Raw genomic sequence first — 22,166 nt, forward strand, 5'->3', positions numbered from 1 at the left:
TCTCAGGTCATTCTCAGTCATTCTGCTGCGGTCGCCGGCCCGGTCTGTGCTGTCTCAAGCGCTGTCTCCAGCTGGCTGCACGGGCGGCCGCATCCATGCTACGAGCCACCACCGACAGAAACTGATTCCGCGCCTCTGACCTGCGGTTCTTCGGGCTTTCGGCGGGTGGTGAGCCACCGGTGGGCCGGGCGTTCGACCCCCGCGGTGACCGCCCAGCCGGCCAGCACGGCGGCGCCGAGGATCACGGGGAGCCGCAGCCAGCCGGGGAGGCCGGCGTCGAGCAGAGCACGGGCCAGGATGTAACCCAGTTCCTGGTGCACCAGATAAAGACCATACGAGATGCCCGCGAGCCAGGTGACGGCCGGGGCGATCCGCGCCAGTCCGGGGAACCGCCAGTCGGGGCCGCGGGCGGCCAGGCAGACCAGCAGGAGCAGGACGGCGAACCCGATCGTGGACGGCCAGCGCAGCGCGTCCTGCGGCAGCGCGACGTGGAACGGGAACACCTGCAGGTCCTGCGCCGCGACGGCGGCGGCCACGAAGAGCGCGGCGTGCCAGGTCCTGAGCCGTCGTCGCGCCCACAGCCAGATCGCGACGCCGACGGCGAAGACGTGCAGGCGGTGCAGCCCCAAGCCGTAGTAGAACGTCTCGACGACCGGGCTCGCGGTCCCCGGCGGGAAGACCGGGAACCGGAGGGTGAGCGGGACGAGGATCAGCGCCCACAGCAGGCCGACGGTCAGCCGGTGGGTGCGCCACGACCGCGGCCACAGCACGGCCGCGCCGGTGAAGGCCATCAGCTGCACCGGCAGCGTCCAGTAAGAGCCGTCGAGGTAGTAGAAGGCGCCCGAGCGGATGCCCCACTCCTGCACCATGCCGAGGTTGGTGACCAGGTCCAGCCCGGTCGGGATGTACCACGGCGACGGGTTCGCCGGCGGCCCCTGCGGCACGCCGAACAGGAACCCGGTGACGCCCGGCGGGTAGGGCAGGCCACTGAAGGAGATGGCGGCCCACCGCGTCACGACGTACGTCACCAGGACGGCGACCAGGTACGCGGGCACCAGGCGCGCGACGCGGTTCCACAGCCACCGGCCGGGATTGCCCTTGCGGAGGCTGGCGCAAACGAAGAAGGCGGAGATCACCAGCAGGATCGCGGCGCCGAACTGCGCTGTCACCCGCACGGGGTACCCCGTGAGTTCGGGGTGCAGGAGGGCACCCTGGTGGGTGACGTGCCCGAGGACGACCGCCAGGACGGCGACGACCCGGAGGAGGTCCCAGCTGATCCGGCGCGGCGTCGGGGAGGTGGGCACGGTCGTCCTGAGGTCGGGGCTGGCGGGGTTCGCGGTGAGCCTACGTGGCGGGGTGGCCGCGCGCTTGTGCGGGTGGAACCGCTTGGAACGAAACGACTACCGTGTGCACGGTGAACATCGTGGACACCTACACCGGGCACGTCGAGCCGGGCGGCGACGCCACCCGGCGCACCCTGGACGCGCTCACCATCACCAAGCTGTCCGTCGGCCCGATGGACAACAACGCGTACCTGCTGGTGTGCCGGGAGTCGAACGAGGCGCTGCTGATCGACGCGGCGAGCGACCCCGAGCGCATCTCCGACCTGATCGGCCACGGCCCGGACCGGCCCGCGTTGCGGACGGTCGTCACCACCCACCAGCACCAGGACCACTGGCAGGCCCTGGGCGCGGTGGCCGGAGCGAACGGGGCCAACACGGCGGCCCACCCGCTGGACGCGGAGCCGTTGCCGGTCCCGCCGGACTTCCTGGTCGAGCACGGGGACACGCTGACGGTGGGGCAGGTCACCCTGTCGGTGATCCACCTGCGCGGCCACACCCCGGGGTCGATCGCGCTGCTGTACCGCGACCCGGCGGGCCACCCGCACCTGTTCACCGGGGACTCGCTGTTCCCGGGCGGGGTGGGGAAGACGGCGTCCCCGGAGGACTTCACGTCCTTGCTCGACGACGTGGAGACGCGGCTCTTCGGGGAGCTGCCGGACGAGACGTGGTTCTACCCGGGCCACGGGGATGATTCGACGCTGGGCGCGGAGCGGCCGAAGCTGACGGAGTGGCGCGAACGCGGCTGGTGATCAAGGTGTGGGCTGCCCGCCTGGTGCAGCCCACACCCGTTCGGAACTTCGTCCGAGGGTGGGGGCATGGATTTCCGGCAAGCGATCGTGGACTTCGACACAGAAGTCCACCTGGACGGGCAGAGCGACGACGCCCTGGTGAGGCGCATCCGGAAGCAGAAGGGTTTCCGCACGCCTCGCAAGAGCGTGTCACCCGCGACCGGACTCGGGACCGGCATTCGCCTGCGCCCGGTCGAAGCGCTCCATCAGCTCTCCTTCGTGACGCGACCGCGGTACCAAGATGACCTGCTCGACGCGTACCTGTACTGGGGGCTGCTGCGCTACCTGGGCTTCTTCACCCTGGATCACTCGGAGCCCCACATGCCCCGGCTCAGATTGAGCGAAGCCGGTCGCCGGGTCACGGGGAACCTGCGCCGGGTCGCGTCCGAGGAAATGGGTATCGCCTTCGGAGTCGCTTTGGCCCGCCGCTGGTTCATGCACACCGGCGCCGGCGCACCGTCCGTCGCGGTCGACGTCGATGTCGCACTCGATGACGGCCGCATCTTCGGTGCGGGTGCACCGGTGCGGCGCGTTGCCGGCCGGCGTCCCGACTACGTCCTGGTCGCCCCCGCGCCCGGATCCCGGAACAGATACCGGTTCCGGGTCCTCGAGTGCAAAGGCACGAAGAGCCCCGGCTACGCCGAGCCCCAGCTCGCGAGCGCGGTGGAGCAACTCGACGGGGTCGCGATCGGCAAGTGGGTTCCCCACGGCCTGGCGACCTCGATCATCACTTCCGAAGCCGAAACCTGTTATCGCGCCGTGGACACCATCGAGGGCACGGAACCGTCCTACGAGGTCACCCCCGAGATGATCGAGCAGCCCCGGGACTTCCGGCTCGAGGCCGAGCGGCCCGAGGTGTTGGCAGCCGAGATCGCCGGCGCCTCGGTACGGGCATCCTGGGCGATGCTCGCCGATTTCGGCAGCAACCTCGAAGCGCTCCGGAACTGGGCACCCGAAACCATGCTCGGCCGGACGAACCGTCGTCCGCGTGTGCGCACAACCTTCGACACGCCACTCGGCACGGCAAATGGCACGAGCATCACCTTCGGTTTCGACCGGGAGCGGCTCACCGTCAGGTACGGCGTCGACGCATCGGTCGACGACCGGCTCGCGGGAGAATCCGCCAAGGCGGTCCTGGAGGCGCAGCGAACGTTCGCCGGCCGCCTCGGCGAGTCCGAGGTCCAAGGCTGGGCACCCGAATCACAGACGGTCTACTCCGCGACGGCCGACGGATCGATATTCTCGCTCACTCTCGAACGAGGCCGCTGACACGGACGGAGCAGCCGGGTAACGCTTGGGCCGTCAAAGGCGGGCTCAGGGCAACTCACCGGACGAACCGGGCGTCCCCCACAGACCCCAGCGCTGGGGCTTCCACCGGTTCTTTCCGTCAGGAGGCCCCACCATGTCCAAGACCCTCAGACGCGCGCTCGTCGCCGTCATTCTGCTGCTCGCCGGGACGCTCGCCGCCGCGGGACCGGCTCAGGCCGATTCCACCACGCCCGCCCTGAACAACATCCGGACCGGGCTCAACCCCGGGTTCGACCGGATCGTGCTCGACCTGTCGGCCGGGACCCTGCCCACCGTGATCAACTACCGGCTCACCGACGAACTCACCTCCGACCCGAGCGGTGAGATCGTGTGGCTCACCGGGGAGTACTTCATCGAAGTCTCCGCCTTTCCCCTCGTCGCGCACGACGCGAACGGGAACCCCACCTTCACCGTGCCGCCGAAGTTCCGGACCCGGAACCTCGCCAACGTCATGGCCGTCGCCATCACCGGGGACTTCGAGGCACAGACCTCGATCGGAATCGGGGTGCGGTCGCGGACCGCGGTGAACGTCTTCACGCTCACCTCGCCCAACCGCATCGTCATCGACATCGCCCACTGAAAAGAGCCGCGGGTGGCCCGCCGGTCACCCGCGCTCGTACGGGATCTTCTCCCCCGCCTCGACCGCGAACGGCAGGTGGTTGCCCGCCGGCGGCAGCGGGCACGTCGCGAAGTCCGTGAACGCGCAGGGCAGGTTCACCGCGCGGTTGAAGTCCAGCTCGACCGACCCGTCCGCTGCCGGTGCCCCGACCGGCAGCGACCGGTTGGCCGCGTAGGTCGTCACGCCACTCGTCCCGTCGGTGAACAGGATGCTCAGGCCGCCGTCCTTGCCGTTGAACGCCGTCAGCGTGTGCGACACCCCATCGCGGGAGAAGCGGACGACACCCGGCGCCGTGTACACGTGGCTCAGGCCCTCCACGACCGCGCCGACCGTGGTCGGGCGCGGCTCGGCGAACGCTTCGAACCGCCCGGGCAGCACCCAGGACGGCGACGGCTCGTACGCCGGGACGCCGCGGAACTCGCGCAGCACCTCGGCCTTGGGGTCGTGGACGCGGATCAGGTACCCCGAACGGCGGGCCACCTCGATCTCGACGTCACCGGCCAGCACGCGGGTGCCCGCGCCGCTGTTGACCAGCTCGAACCGCCGGACGCCGGTGATCGGTTCCCCTTCGTGGGCCAGCGAGGCGCCGGCCGGGTCGACGTAGGCCGCGTCGGCGTCCTGCCACCAGCGGCCCGGGATGCCGGGGTACTCCCGGGGAGAGTCCGTCAGCCAGTCCAGCGAAACCAGCGCCAGCCAGCCGTGCGGCTCGGCCAGGTCGGTCTCGCGCTGGGCCTTCCAGTCCTGCCACTCCTGGGTGAACGTGCTCATCGCGGGCCCCTTCCGGTCGGCTTACGACCATGCCAACCCGGTGCTCGCACCGCTATTCCGCGTCCCAGCATCCGGACACCAGCTCAGTCGAAGGACCACTGCAGGCCGTAGCTCAGACCCTGGTGCAGGTCGTGGAACTCGAGGCCGACCTCGCCGACCCGGTTGACGGTCAGCGCGTCGCCGGAGTCGATGCCGTCGTCGACCACCCGGCCCGGTACGCCGTTGAGGCGCCACACCCGCGTCGGCGGGGCCGCCCGGTCGAACCGGACCCGCACCGAGAACTGCTCGCAGCGGCGCAACGGCGTCATGGCGTAGTACGGCCGCAGCCGCGTGCGCCGCGGTGTGAACCGGATGCCGTACTCGTGGCGCTGGCCGAGCCGCAGCGGGCTCGGCAGCCGCATGATGAACTGCGCGTGGCTCGCCGACACCTGGCGCGCTTCGACGATTTCGCCGCCGAACAGCGCGTCCGCGGTGATGTCCGGCACCGGGTCGCTGCCCGGCTCGGCCGGCACGCTGAACGGCAGGACCAGCTCGTCGAGCTCGTCGACCTCCGCGACGATCCGGCGCTCCTCCGCCAGTTCCGGCGGGTCGCGGTCGAGCCGGAGCATCGCCTTCATCGACTCGACGTACCAGCCGGCCAGCGGGTGCAGGTCACTGCGGGGCGCGGGCGCGCCCAGCAGCTCGTCGAGCCGGCGGAACGCCAGGTCGATGCGGCGGCGGGCGGTGCGCGGGTCGCGGTCGAGGACGCTGGCCAGCCACGAGATCCGCCGGTCGAGGAACTCCCCCGCGGCCTCCTCGTGCAGGCCGAGCGCCGTCAGCGCGGCCAGCTTCAGGTCCGGTGGCAGCCGTCCGCACAGCTCGGTCAGGCGCAGCACGAGCTTCTGGCGCGCGGCGGCGGGCTGGTCGGTTTCGGTGATCGCGCACGCCGCCCGCAGGCAGGGGCCGATCCGCTGGTGCAGGTCGGCCGCGTCGAGACCGCGGCCGCGGCGCAGTTCGCTCAGCTCGCGCACGAACGGGGAGGTGTGCTCTTCCGTCGTCCCACCCCCTCGTCCGCCCGCGGAAGATTTGCCCACGTTACCAGTTTCCGTTCCACGAAAGCAGGACAGATGACGGACATCGGTATTCCGGGAATACCCGGCCGGCCGGCCCCCCACGAGCCGGCCGGCCGGGTCTCACCCGCGGGTCAGTTCACCCCGAAGATCAGGGCCCAGATCGAGTGACTCTCCATCAGACACACCTCCTCATCGCTGTACCCAGGCCGAGGCGGAAAGCGGCGCGGAGCCGTGGAACGTCGGCGCGGCCGGCTCCTCCGCGTTTCCGGCAGCCACCGCGAAACCCGCGACGGCACCGACCACGAACGCGGCGAAGACCGATTTCACCAGGGTCAAAATCCTGCAGTAGACGTTCACGACACGGGCTCCCCGACCTCGCTCGAAATGAAATCCGGCCGGTTGGCATCGCATTCTTTCCGGCCGGGTTCCAGCATCGCCGGGCCGCGGCGAGGCTCAGATGTCCGCTGTCACGGGTGTTGTGTGCCGTTTGGCTCAGAGTGGGCGAAGGCACGCAGGACGCGGGGCTCGCGGATGAGGAACCGGCGACGGCCGGTCTCGACGATCCCGCGCTCCCGCAGCACGCGCAGCGCTCGCGCGACGGTACGCCGGGCCGCGCCGATCTGCGCGGCGATGTCCTCCTGCGACAGCGCGTCGACGACGACGCCCTCCGGCACGGTCCGGCCGCGCTCCTCGGCCAGCCGGACCAGGACCGCCGCCACGCGCCGGCTGACGTCGAAGGCGGCGGCGTCGATCCGCGCGGATTCGGCGTTGCGGAGCCGGGCCGCGACCGTCTTGATGGTCGCGATGGCGATCGCGGGCCGGGAGAGCAGGACGTCGATGAACTCGGCACCGGTGAGCTGGAAGACGGTGCACGGTTCGATCGCGCGCACCGACGCCGACCGGGGCCGCCCGGTGACCGCGGCGAGGTCGCCCAGCACCTCGCCGGGGCCGCGCAGCCCGAAGAGCACCTCGCGGCCGTCCTCGACGATCGTGGAGACGCGCACCCAGCCGGAAACGAGCACGTGGACGTGGTCGGACGGGTCGCCTTCCATGAGCACGACGTCGTTCGCGCGGAACCGGCGGCGGGTGCCCCGGGCAAGCAGGTATTCGCGATCGGTGTCGGCGAGGTGGGCCAGGAGCGCCCCGTCCGCCGTGTCGTCTTGCCCGCTCATGGCTCCCCTCCGGATCACCACCGTAACCCGGCGTGGCAGCCTTCGGCGACCACCACGACCGGTAGGGTCGCCGCGTGGACGTGGAGATCTACACCGACGGAGCGTGCAGCGGGAACCCCGGACCGGGCGGCTGGGGCGCGGTCCTGCGTTACGGCAGGCACGAGCGCGAGCTGTACGGCGGCGAAGCCACGCCGACGACGAACAACCGCATGGAGCTGACGGCACCGATCCGCGCGCTGGAGAGCCTGACCCGGCCGTCGCAGGTGCGGGTGTACACGGACAGCACGTACGTGCGCAACGGAATCACGCAGTGGCTCCCACGCTGGAAGAGCAACGGCTGGCAGACGGCGGCGCGCGCCCCGGTGAAGAACGCGGACCTCTGGCAACGCCTCGACGCGGCGATCGGCGGCCACACGGTCGAGTGGCTGTGGGTCAAGGGTCACGCGGGACACCCGGAGAACGAGCGAGCGGACCGGCTCGCGGTGCGCGGCGCCCAGGAGGCACGGGAGCGCGGGAAGCCGGTCAACGCCGACTAGTCCGGAGTGGACGGTCGTGGGAGAATTCCCCGATGCCTCCCGCTGCGTGCCCGTGCGGCCTCGCCGAGTCCTACGCCGACTGCTGTGGCCGGTTCCACGACGGCAGCCTCACCGCTCCCACCGCCGAGTTGCTGATGCGCTCGCGGTTCAGCGCCTTCGCCGTCGGGGACACCGCGTACCTGCTGCGCACCTGGCACCCGGACACCCGGCCGCGGCAGCTCCGGCTCGATCCGGGCCAGGAGTGGACGCGGCTGGAGATCCTCGGCCGCAGCGGGGGCGGGCTGCTGCACGCCGAAGGCACCGTCGAGTTCCGGGCGCACTACCGCCACCGGGGCCGGGACGGCTTCCTCGAGGAGAACAGCCGCTTCCGCCGTGAGGACGGCCACTGGGTCTACCTCGACGCGGCGGCGTAAACCCGCCCCGCGCACCGCGACGGTCGTGCTAAACAAGGCGGCGATGGGAAAACTGACGCGCCGCGCCCGGGCCAAGGCGGACTACCTCGGCTTCATCGGTGCCCGGGAGTGGCCGCTCGCCGCGTCCGGGCTGGGCGTTGCGCTCGGCGTGGTCACCATCCTCCCCAGCGCCGTCGGCGTCGTGCTCTCCGTCGTCGCGCTCGCGCTGGGCGTCGCCACCTTCACCCGGGACGTCCGGTTGCTGCGCCGCCGCTGGGCCGGGTTCGAGTTCACCACCATCGCCGCCCCCTTCCCGACCGCGGAGCTGCCCCCGCCGCCCGCCTACCCGGACGCGGCCTACCTCGCCGTGCCCGCCCGCGGGACGGCGCTGGTCAGCGCCGCGATCGACCGCGACCTGTGGGCGGAGCGGCACACGATCGACATCGCCGAGGAGCCCTACCGGCTGCCGCCGTCCCTCAAGGCCACCGCACCGCACGTGCTGCCGCTGCGGGCGCGCGGGCGACTGCTGTTCAACGGCCCGATCGTCGGCATGCGCGGTGATCCGCTGCCGGCCGCCGGGGCGCGGCCCGCGCCGATCCGGCTGCACCGGGCGCGGTTCTTCGACGCCGTCTGCTCGAACGAACTCGCCGCGCTCCGGATCACCCGCACCGACACCGGCGAAGAGTACGACCTGCGCAAGGCCGAACTCACCGACACCGCGGGCACCCTCCGGGAGCTGAGCAGCAGCGCGCTCGCCGACCTCGTCGGTGTCTCGACGGTCGCCTTCACCACCGACGGCAAGCTGGTCACCGTCCGGCAGTCGCCGCTCAACTCCGTCAGCGGGCTGCTGCTCGCCCCCTCGGGCAGCGGCTCGCTCGAGCCCCGCGACCTGCGCACCCCCGACGGCGGCCCGCGCCGGTTCCTCCACACCGCGGTCCGCGCCGGGATGGAGCGCGAGCTGTGCGAGGAGAGCGGCCTCACCCCCGAAGACGTCCGCGAGACGAAGCTGGCCGGCTTCGCGCGCTGGATGGAGCGCGGCGCCAAACCCGAGTTCTTCGGGCTGACCCGGCTGTCGGTCGACAGCGCCGAGGTCGCCCGGCGCCGCCCGGTCAGCGGCGAGCGGCTCTACAGCGCGGGCCTGACGCTCTTCGACGTCGACCTCCCCGCGATCGGCGCCGCGCTCGCCGCCGGTGTCCCGCTCAGCGAGGCACTCCCCCCGCGGCTTTGGGAGGACGGATCCCTGCCGCTCCTGCTGGCCCTGCGCGCCGCCGCGGCGTGGCAGGCCGCCCGCGTCTGACGAAACGCCCCTGTTCTCGGCGTGACCGGGCCGCTACGATCGTCCGCAATTGTTAGGAAAGTTCCCTAACGATGGTCCGCTGTCCCCCGCCGCCGTGGGTGCCTAGGAGGCGCGCAAGTGAGCTATCGGCAGAGAAGAACCCGGACTCTCCTCGCGGCGGCCGTGCTGGCCGTCGCGGTGACCGGGGCGACCGTCCCGGCCGCGACCGGGCAGGAACCGGTGCGAGCGGTGGTCGCGGCCGCGGCCCCGGCGACCGCGGTCCCCGGTTTCCTGATCCAGACGTCGGCGCAGGTAGGCGACGACTCCGCGGTCTCCAAGCCCGGCTACAACACCTCCGGCTGGTACCCGGTCGGCCCGCGCTCGACCGTCTACGCCGGGCTGCTGGCCAACGGCAAGTACGCCGACCCGTTCTACTCGACCAACATGAAGAACGTGCCGGCCGCGGACTTCCAGGTCCCGTGGTGGTACCGCACCGACCTGACGGTCACCGACACCACCCAGCGCACGTACCTGGACTTCAGCGGCGTGCTGTCGAAGGCCGACGTCTGGGTCAACGGAACGCGCGTCGCCGACAAGACCCAGGTCAACGGCGCCTACACCCGCCACGACCTCGACATCACCGCGCAGGTGAAGGCCGGTACGAACAGCATCGCGTTCAAGGTCTACCCGAACGACCCGAACAAGGACCTCTCGATGGGCTGGATCGACTGGGCGCAGACCCCGCCGGACCAGAACATGGGCATCGTGCGAGACGTCCTCGTGCGCCGCAGTGGCCCGGTGGCGCTGCGCGGCGGCCACGTCGTCACGAAGCTGACCGGCCTGACCCACGCCGATCTGACGGTGAAGGCCGACGTCCGCAACGACTCGGCGAGCGCGGTGAGCACGACGGTCTCCGGCACGGTCGCCGGGCGAGCGATCAGCCAGACGGTGAGCCTGGCGGCCAAGGAGAAGAAGACCGTGACGTTCCCGGCGATCGGGATCGACAACCCGCAGGTCTGGTGGCCGGCCGGGATGGGCGGGCAGCCGCTCTACGACCTCGATCTGACGGCGAACGTCGGCGGCACCGCGTCGGACACCTCCCACTCGAGCTTCGGCGTGCGCACGGTGACGGCGAACAAGAACGCGAGCGGCGGCCGGGCGTACACGATCAACGGTCGCCCGCTGCTGATCAAGGGCGGCGGCTACTCGCCGGACCTGTTCCTGCGCTGGAACGCGCAGTACGCGGCGGACAAGCTGGCCTACGTCAAGGACCTCGGGCTCAACACCGTGCGCCTGGAGGGGCACATCGAGCCGGACGAGTTCTTCGACCTCGCCGACCGGATGGGCGTGCTGACCCTGCCCGGCTGGGAGTGCTGCGACAAGTGGGAGGGCCAGGTCAACGGCGACGAGAAGGGTGACCCCTGGACCGCCGCCGACTACCCGGTCGCGAAGGCGTCGATGACCGCGGAGGCCGAGCGGCTGCGCGACCACCCGAGCGTCATCTCGTTCCTCATCGGCAGCGACTTCGCCCCCGACGCGACGATCGAGAAGAACTACCTCGACGCGCTGAGCGCCGCGGACTGGGCCACGCCGGTGGTCCCGGCCGCGTCGGCGAAGTCGTCGCCGCAGCTCGGGTCGTCCGGCATGAAGATGAACGGGCCGTACGACTACGTGCCGCCGAACTACTGGTACGACAAGGCGCACAGCGACCTCGGCGGCGCGTGGAGCTTCAACTCCGAGACCAGCGCCGGGCCGGACATCCCGACGATGGACACGCTCAAGCGGATGATGTCGTCGAGCGAGCTGGACACGATGTGGAAGAGCCCGTCGACCGCGCAGTACCACCGGTCGTCGTCTTCGACGTTCGCGAACCTGAAGCTCTTCGGCGACGCGCTGACCGGCCGCTACGGCAAGCCGGCGAGCCTCGACGACTTCGTCCGGAAGGCGCAGCTGGCGCAGTACGAGAACGTCCGCGCCGAGTTCGAGTCGCACTCGCGCAACTTCAGCGACGGCTCGAACCCGGCCACCGGGATCATCTACTGGATGCTCAACAGCGGCTGGACGTCGCTGCACTGGCAGCTGTTCGACGCCTACCTCGACCAGAACGGCTCGTACTTCGGGGCCAAGAAGGCGAACGAACCGCTGCACATCCAGTACTCGTACGACACCAAGTCGGTCGTGGTCGTGAACCACAACCACGACGCGGCGTCCGGCCTGACCGCCCGCGTGCAGTTGTTCAACCTGGACGGCACGCCGAAGTTCGACCAGACGAAGAGCGTTTCGGTCGGCGGTGACGGCGCCAAGACGACGGCGCTGACCATCGGCTCGGTGAGCGGGCTGTCGACGACGTACCTGGCGAAGCTGGTCCTGACCGATTCGTCGGGCAAGGAGGTCAGCCGCAACGTGTACTGGCTGTCCACCAAGGCCGACACCCTCGACTGGGGCAACAGCGACTGGTACTACACGCCGACGACGTCGTACGCGGACCTGTCCGGGCTGAACGGCCTGGCGCAGGTCTCCCTCGGGTCGGCGGCCACGTCGACGGCCAACGCCGACGGCACCACGACGACCAAGGTGACGCTGAAGAACGACGCGGGCGGCAAGGTGCCGGCCTTCTTCGTCGACGCGCACGTGGTCGGCGCGGCGGGCGCGCCGGTGCTGCCGGTGCGCTGGACCGACAACCAGGTCAGCCTCTGGCCCGGTGAGTCGGCGACGCTGACGGCGACGTACCGGACCGCGGACCTCAAGGGCGCCAAGCCGTCCGTGCGGGTCGCGGGCTGGAACACCGGGACGAAGACGATCCCGGCGGACGGCTCGGTCGATCCGGGCCCGGGCAACCCGGTGGACTACCAGGCCGAAGACGCGACGATCACGAACGGCGTCGCGGAATCCAACCACGCGGGCTACACCGGAACCGGGTTCGTCAACTACGACAACGCGACCGGCAGCGCGGTGGAGTTCGCCGTCAACGCGGCCGCGGCGGGCCCGGCGAACGTCGTCCTGCGGTTCGCCAACGGCACCACGGCGAACCGCCCGATGGACATCACGGTCAACGGCGCGAAAGTGGCGTCCGGGGTGGCCTTCGGCGGGACGGGGAACTGGGACACCTGGCAGACGGTCACGATCCCGGTGACGCTGACCGCCGGGACGAACAAGATCAAGGCGACCGCGACGACCGCCGGCGGCGGTCCGAACGTCGACAAGATCACCGTCTAGCTCCGGGTCCGAGGGCGGCACCTTCCCGGGAAGGTGCCGCCCTCGGTCATTCCCAGAGCAGGCGCTGCTCGCGGTCCGGGTCGGACACCGTCGTCGAGACGTCGTCGAAGAGGCGCGTGACGCGGTCCACCGTCGTGTAGCGCGGCCAGCCCGGGTCGCCGGTGGCCACGAACCGGACCCACGCGTCGAACATCTCCGTCGCCACCGCCTGCATGCGCTCCGCCGGGAACGGGCGGCCGGCGAAGAGGAAGCGCCAATTGCGGTTGCGGATGTCGTCGAACATCAGCGGCAGATCGAGCCCGTGCGCCGCGCCCAAGCCGCGGCCGCGCGGGGCGATGCGCCAGTCCAGGCGGTACATCCAGGCGTCCGGCTGCGCTTCGGCGAACCGGATCGCCGGGATCCACCAGTCCCCCGCCGTCAGCACGCGGTTGCGGATCTGGTCCATCGGCCAGCTGAATAGGTCGTTATACGCCGCGACGGCCTTATCGATCGCGGGGGCGTCCAGCATCGTCGAGCCGACGCCCAGCAGTTTCGCGCCGCCGGACTGCAGCCAGCTGAACAGGTCCTCCTCGTCGGCCGTCGTCCCGATCAGCAGCGGGACCTCGCGCACGCCGTCCAGCGGGCGGCGTGGCAGCAGCTCGTCGCCGACGACCACGCGGTAGGTCACCTTGGTGCCCGACGCCGCCGAAACCCGTTGCTGCGCCTCGAGGATCCGCGTCACCGGCAACGTCGCCAGGTCCTCCGGCGAAGCGTCCAGCTCCGCGAGGACCGCCGAAGCGACCGCCGCACCTTCGTCCGGTGTGTGCACGACCGAGCCGACGCCGGTGCCGCTCTGCACGATCGCCCGGTGGACCAAGCCGCGGGTGGCGGGCACGGCCAGCAGCGTCCCGACCGTGCGGCCGCCGTTGGACTGCCCGGCCAGCGTCACCCGGCCCGGGTCGCCCCCGAAGGCGGCGACGTTGTACCGCACCCATTCGAGCGCAGCGACCTGGTCGCGCAGGGACAGGTTGGTGTCGGCGACGCCGGGCAGGTGCAGCATCCCGAGCACGCCGAGCCGGTAGGCGACGGTCACGACGACGACACCTCGCCGCGCGTACGCGGAGGCGTCGAACTGGTGCGGCGCACCCATCACGCCGCCTCCGCCGTGGATCCACACCAGCACCGGGTACGAGCCGGGCGAGGCGGGCGCGTAGACGTTCAGGAAGAGGCAGTCCTCGTCGCCGGTGAAGCCGCGCCCGGTCAGCGCGGGCTGCGGCGCGCGCGGCGCCCACGCGGTGGCGTCCCGGACACCCGTCCACGGCGGCACCGGACGCGGTGCGCGGAACCGCAGCTGCCCCACCGGCGGCTCGGCGTACGGCACCCCGAGGAACGTCCGCACTCCGTCCCGCCCGGACCCGCGCAGGGCGCCGGCCGCGATCTCCACCGTCGTCACGAACCCAGCCTATGAGCTTGCGCTGGAGTGCGCTCCAGCGTGTTGACTGGGCCACACGTACCGGGAGGGAACCATGGGCGCGTCCGAAAACAAGCAGCTCCTGAAGACGGCGTTCGGCGCCTGGGCGACCGGCGACATCCGGCCGCTCATCGCCGCGATGGCCGACGACGTCACCTGGACGGTCAGCGGGCACAACAGCTGGTCCGGCCGCTTCAGCGGCAAGGACTCGGTCCGCCGCGACCTGCTCGGCCCGCTGGGCGCCCAGTTCGACGGCACCTACACCAGCACGGCGAGCCGGTTCGTCGCCGAAGACGACGTCGTCGTGGTCGAGACGCGGGGCAGCGTCGCGACCAAAGCCGGGGCGCGCTACGACAACGAGTACTGCTTCGTCTTCCGCGTCGAGGACGGCCGGATCCGCGAGATCACCGAATACATGGACACCCAGCTGGTCGCGGAGGTGCTCCCGGAGCTGGCCCGGTGACGCCCACGACGGCGTCCGGGTGATGATTACCCCGTGCACATAGCGGCAGAGATAGTGGCGCTGGTCGTGACCGTCCTCGTCGTCAGCGCGGTGGCGCGGCGGCTGGACTGGTCCGCCCCGCTGTGCCTGATCGTCGTCGGCGTCGCCGGCTCGTACGTCCCCGGCGTGCCCGAGGTCCACCTCGACCCCGAGGTCGTGCTGCTCGGCCTGCTGCCCCCGCTGCTGTACTCGGCGGCCATCCAGACGTCCCTGGTCGACTTCCGGAAGAACCGCGGCGCGATCGGGCTGATGTCGGTCGGGCTCGTCGTGTTCACCGCGCTCGGCGTCGGCTTGGTCGCCTGGGCGGTGATCCCCGGGCTCCCGCTGGCCGGCGGCATCGCCCTCGGCGCGGTCGTGGCGCCCCCGGACGCGGTCGCCGCCAGCGTCGTCGCCCGCCGGGTCGGCATGCCGCGCAAGCTGATCCGGCTCCTGGAGGGCGAGAGCCTCTTCAACGACGCGGCCGCGCTGGTCGCCCTCCGCACGGCCATCGCCGCGCTGGCCGGCTCGGTCAGCCTCTGGCAGGTCGGCGCGGACTTCTTCCGCGCGGCCATCGGCGGGGCCGTGGTCGGCCTGGTCGTCGGCTTCGTCGCCGCGTTCATCCGCGCCCGGATGACCGAGCCGGTGCTCGACACCGCGCTGTCGTTCGCCGTGCCGTTCATCGCCTACATCCCGGCCGAGGCGATCCACGGCTCCGGCGTGCTCGCGGTGGTGATCGCCGGGCTCATCCTCGGGCACAAGGCGCCGCAGATCCTGTCCGGCTCCGCCCGGCTGGCGTCCCGGCTGAACTGGCAGACCATCCAGTTCCTCCTGGAGAACCTGGTCTTCCTGCTGATCGGCCTGCAGCTGCGGCGGATCCTCGCCGAGGTCGGCGAGAGCGGGCTCTCGCTGCTCACGCTCACCTGGATCTGCGTCGCCGTGCTCGGCGCGACCATCCTCACCCGCGTGCTGTACCTGATCGGCATCGGCACGGTGAAACGCGTCAAACGGCGCTTCCTGCCGGGCAAGGTCAAGGTGAAGATCTGGCCGTGGCGCTATTCGGCCGTCATCGCGTGGGCGGGCATGCGCGGGGTGGTGACGCTCGCGGCCGCGTTCGTGCTGCCCGCGGACACCCCGCAGCGGGCCGTGCTCGTGCTCGCGGCGTTCGTCGTCGTGGCCGGCACCCTGGCCGTGCAGGGCATGACGCTGCCGCCCCTGATCCGGCGGCTGCGCCTGCCGCGGCCGGACCCCGCGGAGGACGCGCTGCAGGAGGCGGCCGTCCTCCACGACATGACCCGGGCCGCGCTGGCCAAGCTGGAGGAGATCCGGCAGCCCGACGACCCGCCGGAGATCATCCAGCGCCTGCGTGACCGGCTGCAGCACCGCGCCGACTCGGCGTGGGAGCAGCTCGGCCGGCAGAGCGCGCTGGCCGAGACGCCGAGCGACGCCTACCGCCGGCTGCGGCTGGAGCTCCTGGACGTGGAGCGCAACCAGTTCCTCAAGGCCCGCGCCAGCGGCAGCGCCGACGACGACGTCCTGCGCCGGGTCCTGGAGCGGCTGGACATCGAGGAGTCCATGCTCGACCGCGACGAGGCCGAGCCGGACGTGGAGGGCCGCGAACTGCGCACCCCGGCCGCGACGGCGGGGTCGTGCAAGCACCTGGCCCACGAATGGGTCGACAAGGAACCCAGCTCGGCCGACAGCTGCGCGGCCTGCCTCGCCGAGGGCACGACGTGGGTGCACCTGCGGATGTGCCTGAAGTGCGGCAACGTCGCCTGCTGCGACTCTTCGCCGCGCCGCCACGCGACCCGGCACTTCCACGAGAGCCGCCACCCGGTGATGCGCAGCTTCGAGCCGGGCGAGACGTGGCGGTGGTGTTTCGTGGACAAGCAGCTCGGTTAAGGTCGGGGATATGAGCACCCCGGAGCAGGAGATCGAGTACCGCCAGCACCGTTTCAGCCCGCCCCCGGGCTCGACGGAGATCTTCCTGGTCCGGCACGGCGAGTCCGCTCCGGCCCGCGGCGACGACCCCTTCGAGCTCGTCGACGGCCAGGCCGACCCGGACCTCGCCCCGGAGGGCCGCGACCACGCCCAGCGCGTCGGCGTCCGGCTCGCCGGCGAGCGGATCGACGCGATCTACGTGACGACGCTGCGCCGCACGGTGCAGACCGCCGCGCCGCTGGCGGACAAGCTGGGCCTGACCCCGGTCGTCGAACCGGACCTGCGCGAGATCCACCTGGGCGAGTGGGAGAACGGCCTGTTCCGGAAGTACACCACCGAAGGCCACCCGATCGTCGAACGGCTGTGGGCCGAGCAGCGCTGGGACGTGATCCCGGGCGCGGAGTCCGACGAGCGGTTCGGGGCCCGGCTGCGCGGCGCGCTCACCCGCATCGCGGCCGCGCACCCCGGCCGGCGCGTCGCGGTGTTCACCCACGGCGGCGTGATCGGCGAGGTGTTCGCCCAGGCCAGCCGCTCGGTCGAGCGGTTCGCGTTCCTCGGCGCCGACAACGGGTCGATTTCGCACCTGGTGCTGCACGGCGACCACTGGATCGTGCGGCGCTTCAACGACACCGCCCACCTGGCTACGCCGCTCGGCTGAGCTTCCCGGCCGCGACGAGCTGGACGGTCACCAGGATCGACACGGCTTCCGCGGCCAGCAGCCCGATCAGCACGAGCACCTGCGTCAGCCCGGCCTGGATCGGGCCAGCACCGCCGAGCAGGACGCCGACGTAGGCACCGGGGAGCGTCACCAGGCCGACCGTGCGGGTCTGGTCGAGCGCCGGGATGAGCGCGTGCCCGGCCGACGGGCGGCAGATCTCCAGCGCGGCCGGGCGCGGCAGGAACCCCAGCGCCAGCGCGGCTTCGTACTCGCCGTGCCGGGCCTCGAGCTCGTCGAGGGCGCGGCGGGCGGCCTGCGACGTCGCGGTCATGGCGCCGCCGATTACGATGCCGGCGATCGGCACGACGGCGATCGGCTTCGGCGGGACGACGCCGGCGCCGAGGACCAGCGCGAGCACGGGCGCGACGCCGGCGGCGATGGCCAGGGCCGTCCACGGGAGGTTCTTCAGGGTGCCGGCGCGGCGCGCCGACGTCACCGCGGCGATCCCGAACATCAGCAGCACGAAGAGGCCGGTGAGCGGCGCCGAGCGCAGGACGGCGGTGATCACCAGCGACACGGCGGCGAGCTGGACGACCGCGCGGGCGGCGGCGATCAGCACCGCACGCCCTTCGCCGAGGCCGCCGGCCCGGACGACGGCCGCACCCGCGACGGCGAGCAGGACGAGGACCGCCACCAGGGCGGGGCCGAAGGTGATCGCGGCGTTCACGCCGCCGATCCTGCCGCTCAGACGGCGCAGCTGAAGAGGCGGTCCGGCTCGGTCTCGGTCTTCTCGGCGACGATGACGCCGTCGACGACGATCCGGCACCGCAGCGCGCCGGGCCCGGGGTTGCGGGCGGCGATGCTGTAGAACTCGGTGCGGCCGGCGGGGCCGACCCGGGTGAACTGCGTGGACCACGGCGTCGCGACCTCGGCGTGCTGGGTCAGCACCGAGCCCGCGGCGGCGTAGGTGACGTTGCGGGCGCCGTGCGCGCCGAGCAGTTCGTAGACGACGCTGTGGTTGACCGTGCGGACCGCGGCCGGAGCGACCGGCGCGGCGGCGGGCTCTTCGCTGCCGGGGCCGCGCGCGGACCGGGGCACGACGTAGACGGTCACCGCGAAGGCCGCGGCGAGCACCCCGAGGACGACGACGAAGCTGCCGGCCGGCCGAGCCCGCCCGGCGCAGTCGCGCTGGGCCCGGGTCGCGGTGGGAACGCCCATGGAGAGGTCTTCTCTCGTCGCGCGCACTTCCGTCGAGTGCGTCGACCTATATCTCGCCGTGACCTGACGGGGCGTTAGCAGCTCTTCGCGGGAAGTTCGATGTTCACCCGGACGGGGGTCTCCCGAGGCGCCGGATTTTGTCGGACCTGCGGGGGATGATCGGGGTGTGTACGAAGAGGCGGCAGCGCCGTTGGTGCTGCGAGGCGTGGCGAAATGCGTGTGGCGATCGGCTTCGGAGGGCCCGAAGAGGATCGTCCCGGACGGCTGCGTGGACCTGGTCGTCGGCGACGGAGCGGCGTTCGTGGCGGGCCCGGACACGACGGCGTGGTCATCGGAGTCGCGGCCGCAAGCGGTGCTGAGCGGGATCCGGTTCCGGCCGGGCCGCGCGGCGGCGGCCCTGGGCGTGGCGGCGGACGAGTTGCGTGATCGGCGGGTGCCGATCGGTGAGTTGTGGGGAAGGTCGCTGGCGGAGAGGTTGGCGGCCGGGGAGGTATCGCCGGCCGAGGCGGTGGCCGGCCGGCTCGGGGAGTTGCCGCCGGAGGATCTGGCGGTGGCGGAGCTGATCGCCCGGCTGGACGCGGGAGTGGCCCGGGTCGGTGAAGCGGCGGCGGGGTTGGTTCGGTCCGGTGTGGCGGGGCGGAGCGGAGCGGGCTTCGGTGACGTGCGGCGGCAGTGGCCCGGCGAGGAGGTGGCGCGAGGCGGTGCCGGCGGCGAGGACCGCATCGCCGGAGGCCCCCTCGGGCAAACTGGCGCAGCGGCAGCGCGAGCCGGAGCCGACGGCAAACGCCGCACGAGCATCGCCGGCCCACACGGGCACGGTGGCGAGCAAGTAGGGCGAGCTGGGGCCGGCGGGGAAGGCCGCACGAGCATCGCCGGGAATCCGCTCGGGCACGCCGGCGAAGAAGCAGCATGGGCCCGCGCCATGCTCGACGACACCACGGCGAGCGCCACCCCATTCGCCGGCGGCCAAGCGGCACCAGCCCTCCTTACCCCACCTCCAGCCGCAACCAGCGCCGCCGGGTTCGCCGGAGCCGGCGTGGGGCGGGCGGCGGTCCTCGTCGCCCGGGTCGAAGATCCCGTCTTGTCCGCCGCGGTGAGCGAGCGGCGGCTGCGGCGGCGGTTCGTCCAAGCCGTCGGGTACGGGCCGGCCACCTACCTCCGGGTCAGCCGGTTCCAGCGGGCCGTCGCGCTGGCTCCGCACGTCCCGGGCCTGGCCGCGCTGGCGGCCGCCGCGGGGTACGCCGATCAAGCGCACCTCGGCCGGGAGTGCCGGGCGCTGACCGGCCTCACGCCGCGCCGCTACTTCCGCGGACCCTCCACTGTGGACGCTGCGGTGCGTGATCGACTCCGTTCGGCGTAACTCTTGCGGTCAACCGGAAGTGGCTGTTCACCCAAAAAGGTAAGCGGACGGTAAACGACTACCAAGAGCGCTATCCTCCCCCTCGACGAGTGATCAGGGAGGGCGTGTGGCCACCATCAGCGACGTCGCGGCGAGAGCCGGCGTCTCCACGGCGACCGTGTCGCGCGCGCTCAACGGAAAGTCCACTGTGGACCCCACGCTCGCCGCCCGGGTCCAGGAAGCGGCCGCCGAGCTCGGGTATCACCCGAACGGGTTGGCCCGGAACCTCCGCCGGCAGGAGACCGCGGTGCTCGCGCTGATCATCTCCGACGTCGAGAACCCGTTCTTCACCGCCATCGCGCGGGGCGTCGAGGACCTCGCGCAGCGGTCCGGGTATTCGGTGGTGCTGTGTAATTCGGATGAAAACGAGGACAAGGAGCGGCGCTACATCGAGGTCGCCCTGCAGGAGCGCGTCGCCGGCGTGGTGCTGTCGCCGACCGGCCGGTCGACGAACGTCGAGGGCCTCCGCCGCCAGGGCACACCGCTGGTGGCGGTGGACCGGCCGTTGCAGGCCGTGGAGGGCGACCAAGTGCTGGTCGACACCCGCCACGCGGCCGCCGAAGCCACCCGGCACCTGCTCGCCGGCGGCTACCGGCGCGTCGGCTGCCTGACCGGGCCGCCGGGCGTCCGCACGGCCGAAGACCGCCTGGCGGGGTACGCCGACGTCGTGGGTGCGGAGAACGTCCTGTTCCGCCGGGGGGAATACCGCGCGGAGGGCGCCCGCCTGGCGGCGCTGGAACTGCTCGACGAGCCATCGCCGCCGGACGCGCTGCTGGTCGCGAACAGCACGATGGCGATCGGAGTGCTGGAGGCCCTCGCGGCTCGCGGGCTGCGCCCGGGCCGAGACGTGGGCATCGTTTCGTTCGACGACGCACCCTGGACAACGCTCGTCGACCCACCCCTGACGGTGGTCGCCCAGCCGGCGTACGAAGTCGGCCGGGTGGCGGCCCAGCTCCTGCTGGCCCGCATCACGGACAGCAGCCGCGACACAACGACGACGACGCTCGAAGCCCGGCTGATCGTCCGGAAGAGCTCCCGCCGCTGACGCCCCGGGGCGCGGCCGCCGGGCCGGTTCGCTCTGGGCAGGTCGGCCGGCGCACCCAATGGGGCGGGCCGCATGCCTGGAGGGTCGGCCGGGGTACCCAGAAGCTCGGCCGGCGCGCCTACGCGCCTAAAGGGTCGGCTGGCGTGCCTGGAGGGTCGGCCCACACACCCAAAGGGGCGGGCCGCATGCCTGGAGAGTCGGCCCACACACCCAAAGGGGCGGGCCGCATGCCTGGAGAGTCGGCCGGCGGACCCGAAGGGGTCGGCCACGCATCCAGAGGTCGGCCGGCGTACCCGGAGGATCGGCCCACGCACCCAGAAGATCGCCCGCACGCCCAGCAGGGTCGGCCGGCGCACCGAGAAAGGCGCCCCGCCCCCAGAGAGCCGGGCCGCGCGCCCGGAAGTCGACCAGCGCGGCCGGAGGTGGGCCGCATGCCCAGAAGGTCGACTGGCGTACCCGGAAGTCGGCTGGCGTGCCCGGAGGGGCGGGCCGCGCACTCAGAAGGTCGGCTGGCAAGCCCGAAGAGTCGTCCCGCGTGCCTGAAGAGTGGGCTGAGAGCGACGTGCCTGGGGGCCGGCTCGTGCCGGGCCCCAGGCACGCCCCACCCCCTGTGTCCCCCACCACCGGCGCCGGAGCGCCGGAGGCCTGTGAGCACGGAGCGGAAATCGTTTACTCATCCGGAACGTAGGTCCGCGGGCACGCAGTGTCAAGCCCGGGCGGGGCTGGACAAGTGCCGCCCATCCGGGGAAACTGACCGGAAGTTGCCTACTCAACGTGTTGGATAATGTGCCCTGAGTGTCGATCTCTGGTGAATTCACCCACAGACAGGGCACGAAACCGCACGAACCCGCACACCCGCGCTGTTTCGGGTTAATCTGAGCCACATGTCTGTAGCGCTGGAGAACATCCTCGCCAAGGCGGGCCTGAAGGTCGACGCGAATGAGTTCCTCACTCTCGTCGAAGACGCAGCGCGCAGACTGTCCCCACCGAATCCGGATCCGTCGCACTACTTCTCGGCCGATCAGCGCGCCGCGCTCACCGACGTCGGGCTGGACCTCTCGCCGCGGCGGGAGGACGAACCCGACTTCAGGGCACGCACCGTCGCCGCCCACGCCGTGCTCGCCGAAGGGGCCCTCAGCGTCAACGAGGCGGCCAAGACCCTCGGGGTCGACGACAGCCGGATCCGGCACCGCCTCAAGGAAGGGCGGCTGACCGGCTGGAAGGACGGCGGGTGGCGGCTCCCCGCCTGGCAATTCGCCGGCTCGGGCGTGCTGCCCGGCCTGGAAGTCGTCCTCAAAGCCCTGCCCGGCGACCAGCCCGCTCTCGTCGTCGCCGCCTTCATGAGCACTCCGCAGGCCGATCTGGTGATCAACGAGCAGCCCGCGACCCCGCGCCAATGGCTCCTCTCCGGTGGTGACCCGGACCACGTCGCCCGCCTCATCGCCACGCTCGGCACGCCGCTCTAGGCTGGACCCTCCCGAGCAAGATCACCGACAAGGACGGACCA

General features: G+C 71.8%; 21 protein-coding genes. 13 read left to right on the forward strand and 8 right to left on the reverse strand.

Annotated features, from left to right (window positions below; translation table 11 throughout):
- Window positions 1-98 precede the first annotated feature (98 nt).
- Window positions 99-1,304: an acyltransferase family protein gene (locus QRY02_RS21570; RefSeq protein ID WP_285993326.1), complete on the reverse strand. Its 1,206-nt coding sequence runs from the start codon at window positions 1,302-1,304 to the stop codon at window positions 99-101.
- A 110-nt stretch (window positions 1,305-1,414) separates the two neighbouring features.
- Between QRY02_RS21570 and QRY02_RS21575 the strand changes: the two genes are divergently transcribed.
- From QRY02_RS21575 to QRY02_RS21585, 3 genes are all read left to right on the forward strand, one after another.
- Window positions 1,415-2,092 (forward strand): MBL fold metallo-hydrolase, encoded by a 678-nt coding sequence (locus QRY02_RS21575; protein ID WP_285993327.1) that lies wholly within the window; start codon window positions 1,415-1,417, stop codon window positions 2,090-2,092.
- Window positions 2,093-2,158: 66 nt separating this feature from the next.
- Entirely contained in the window at window positions 2,159-3,400 is a 1,242-nt protein-coding gene (locus tag QRY02_RS21580) for a hypothetical protein (protein WP_285993328.1), read from the forward strand.
- Window positions 3,401-3,533: 133 nt separating this feature from the next.
- A complete protein-coding gene (locus tag QRY02_RS21585; RefSeq protein ID WP_285993329.1) occupies window positions 3,534-4,019 on the forward strand; it encodes an AMIN-like domain-containing (lipo)protein in 486 nt (161 codons plus the stop codon).
- A gap of 24 nt (window positions 4,020-4,043) precedes the next feature.
- Here QRY02_RS21585 and QRY02_RS21590 read toward each other — a convergent pair whose 3' ends face one another.
- The 4 genes from QRY02_RS21590 to QRY02_RS21605 form a co-directional block, all read right to left on the reverse strand.
- A complete protein-coding gene (locus QRY02_RS21590) occupies window positions 4,044-4,826 on the reverse strand; it encodes a DUF1684 domain-containing protein (RefSeq protein WP_285993330.1) in 783 nt (260 codons plus the stop codon).
- 83 nt (window positions 4,827-4,909) lie between these two features.
- The gene (locus QRY02_RS21595; RefSeq protein ID WP_285993331.1) at window positions 4,910-5,899 is read right to left on the reverse strand and encodes a hypothetical protein; all 990 of its coding nucleotides are present in this window, start codon (window positions 5,897-5,899) and stop codon (window positions 4,910-4,912) included.
- A gap of 168 nt (window positions 5,900-6,067) precedes the next feature.
- Complete coding sequence (locus QRY02_RS21600; RefSeq protein WP_285993332.1) at window positions 6,068-6,235, reverse strand: hypothetical protein; 168 nt, start codon at window positions 6,233-6,235, stop codon at window positions 6,068-6,070.
- 110 nt (window positions 6,236-6,345) lie between these two features.
- Window positions 6,346-7,050, reverse strand: a complete 705-nt coding sequence (locus tag QRY02_RS21605; RefSeq protein ID WP_285993333.1) for a Crp/Fnr family transcriptional regulator — start codon at window positions 7,048-7,050, stop codon at window positions 6,346-6,348.
- 74 nt (window positions 7,051-7,124) lie between these two features.
- Between QRY02_RS21605 and rnhA the strand changes: the two genes are divergently transcribed.
- From rnhA to QRY02_RS21625, 4 genes are all read left to right on the forward strand, one after another.
- Entirely contained in the window at window positions 7,125-7,586 is a 462-nt protein-coding gene (rnhA, locus tag QRY02_RS21610; protein WP_285993334.1) for a ribonuclease HI, read from the forward strand.
- A 32-nt stretch (window positions 7,587-7,618) separates the two neighbouring features.
- Complete coding sequence (locus tag QRY02_RS21615) at window positions 7,619-7,999, forward strand: YchJ family protein (protein WP_285993335.1); 381 nt, start codon at window positions 7,619-7,621, stop codon at window positions 7,997-7,999.
- A 43-nt stretch (window positions 8,000-8,042) separates the two neighbouring features.
- Window positions 8,043-9,275 (forward strand): hypothetical protein, encoded by a 1,233-nt coding sequence (locus QRY02_RS21620; protein WP_285993336.1) that lies wholly within the window; start codon window positions 8,043-8,045, stop codon window positions 9,273-9,275.
- Window positions 9,276-9,392: 117 nt separating this feature from the next.
- A complete protein-coding gene (locus QRY02_RS21625; RefSeq protein WP_285993337.1) occupies window positions 9,393-12,470 on the forward strand; it encodes a glycosyl hydrolase 2 galactose-binding domain-containing protein in 3,078 nt (1,025 codons plus the stop codon).
- 46 nt (window positions 12,471-12,516) lie between these two features.
- Here the strand turns inward: QRY02_RS21625 and QRY02_RS21630 are convergent, their stop codons facing one another.
- Window positions 12,517-13,902: a carboxylesterase/lipase family protein gene (locus QRY02_RS21630; protein WP_285993338.1), complete on the reverse strand. Its 1,386-nt coding sequence runs from the start codon at window positions 13,900-13,902 to the stop codon at window positions 12,517-12,519.
- A gap of 73 nt (window positions 13,903-13,975) precedes the next feature.
- Here QRY02_RS21630 and QRY02_RS21635 point away from each other — a divergent pair, with 73 nt between their 5' ends.
- From QRY02_RS21635 to QRY02_RS21645, 3 genes are read left to right on the forward strand one after another with little or no spacing between them, the layout of a single operon-like run.
- Window positions 13,976-14,383, forward strand: a complete 408-nt coding sequence (locus tag QRY02_RS21635; protein WP_285993339.1) for a nuclear transport factor 2 family protein — start codon at window positions 13,976-13,978, stop codon at window positions 14,381-14,383.
- Between the two features lie 33 nt (window positions 14,384-14,416).
- Window positions 14,417-16,300 carry a Na+/H+ antiporter gene (locus QRY02_RS21640; RefSeq protein WP_285993340.1) on the forward strand — a complete coding sequence of 628 codons (1,884 nt, stop codon included), beginning with the start codon at window positions 14,417-14,419 and terminating at the stop codon, window positions 16,298-16,300.
- 10 nt (window positions 16,301-16,310) lie between these two features.
- Entirely contained in the window at window positions 16,311-16,997 is a 687-nt protein-coding gene (locus QRY02_RS21645) for a histidine phosphatase family protein (protein ID WP_285993341.1), read from the forward strand.
- On the opposite strand, the gene QRY02_RS21650 is transcribed toward QRY02_RS21645, so the two are convergent.
- Together QRY02_RS21650 and QRY02_RS21655 are read right to left on the reverse strand one after the other, a co-directional pair.
- Complete coding sequence (locus tag QRY02_RS21650; protein ID WP_285993342.1) at window positions 16,981-17,724, reverse strand: ABC transporter permease; 744 nt, start codon at window positions 17,722-17,724, stop codon at window positions 16,981-16,983. The genes QRY02_RS21645 and QRY02_RS21650 overlap by 17 nt on opposite strands.
- Window positions 17,725-17,741: 17 nt before the next feature.
- Window positions 17,742-18,215: an MmpS family transport accessory protein gene (locus QRY02_RS21655; protein ID WP_285993343.1), complete on the reverse strand. Its 474-nt coding sequence runs from the start codon at window positions 18,213-18,215 to the stop codon at window positions 17,742-17,744.
- Window positions 18,216-18,381: 166 nt separating this feature from the next.
- Between QRY02_RS21655 and QRY02_RS21660 the strand changes: the two genes are divergently transcribed.
- The 3 genes from QRY02_RS21660 (at window position 18,382) to QRY02_RS21670 (ending at window position 22,125) form a co-directional block, all read left to right on the forward strand.
- Entirely contained in the window at window positions 18,382-19,575 is a 1,194-nt protein-coding gene (locus QRY02_RS21660; protein WP_285993344.1) for a helix-turn-helix domain-containing protein, read from the forward strand.
- Between the two features lie 106 nt (window positions 19,576-19,681).
- Window positions 19,682-20,659 carry a LacI family DNA-binding transcriptional regulator gene (locus QRY02_RS21665; RefSeq protein WP_285993345.1) on the forward strand — a complete coding sequence of 326 codons (978 nt, stop codon included), beginning with the start codon at window positions 19,682-19,684 and terminating at the stop codon, window positions 20,657-20,659.
- A gap of 884 nt (window positions 20,660-21,543) precedes the next feature.
- Window positions 21,544-22,125, forward strand: coding sequence for a MerR family transcriptional regulator (locus QRY02_RS21670; protein WP_285993346.1), 582 nt, complete (start codon window positions 21,544-21,546; stop codon window positions 22,123-22,125).
- Window positions 22,126-22,166: the final 41 nt, after the last annotated feature.

Origin of the sequence: Amycolatopsis sp. DG1A-15b, from assembly GCF_030285645.1 — a bacterium.
In the GTDB taxonomy this organism is placed as follows: domain Bacteria; phylum Actinomycetota; class Actinomycetes; order Mycobacteriales; family Pseudonocardiaceae; genus Amycolatopsis.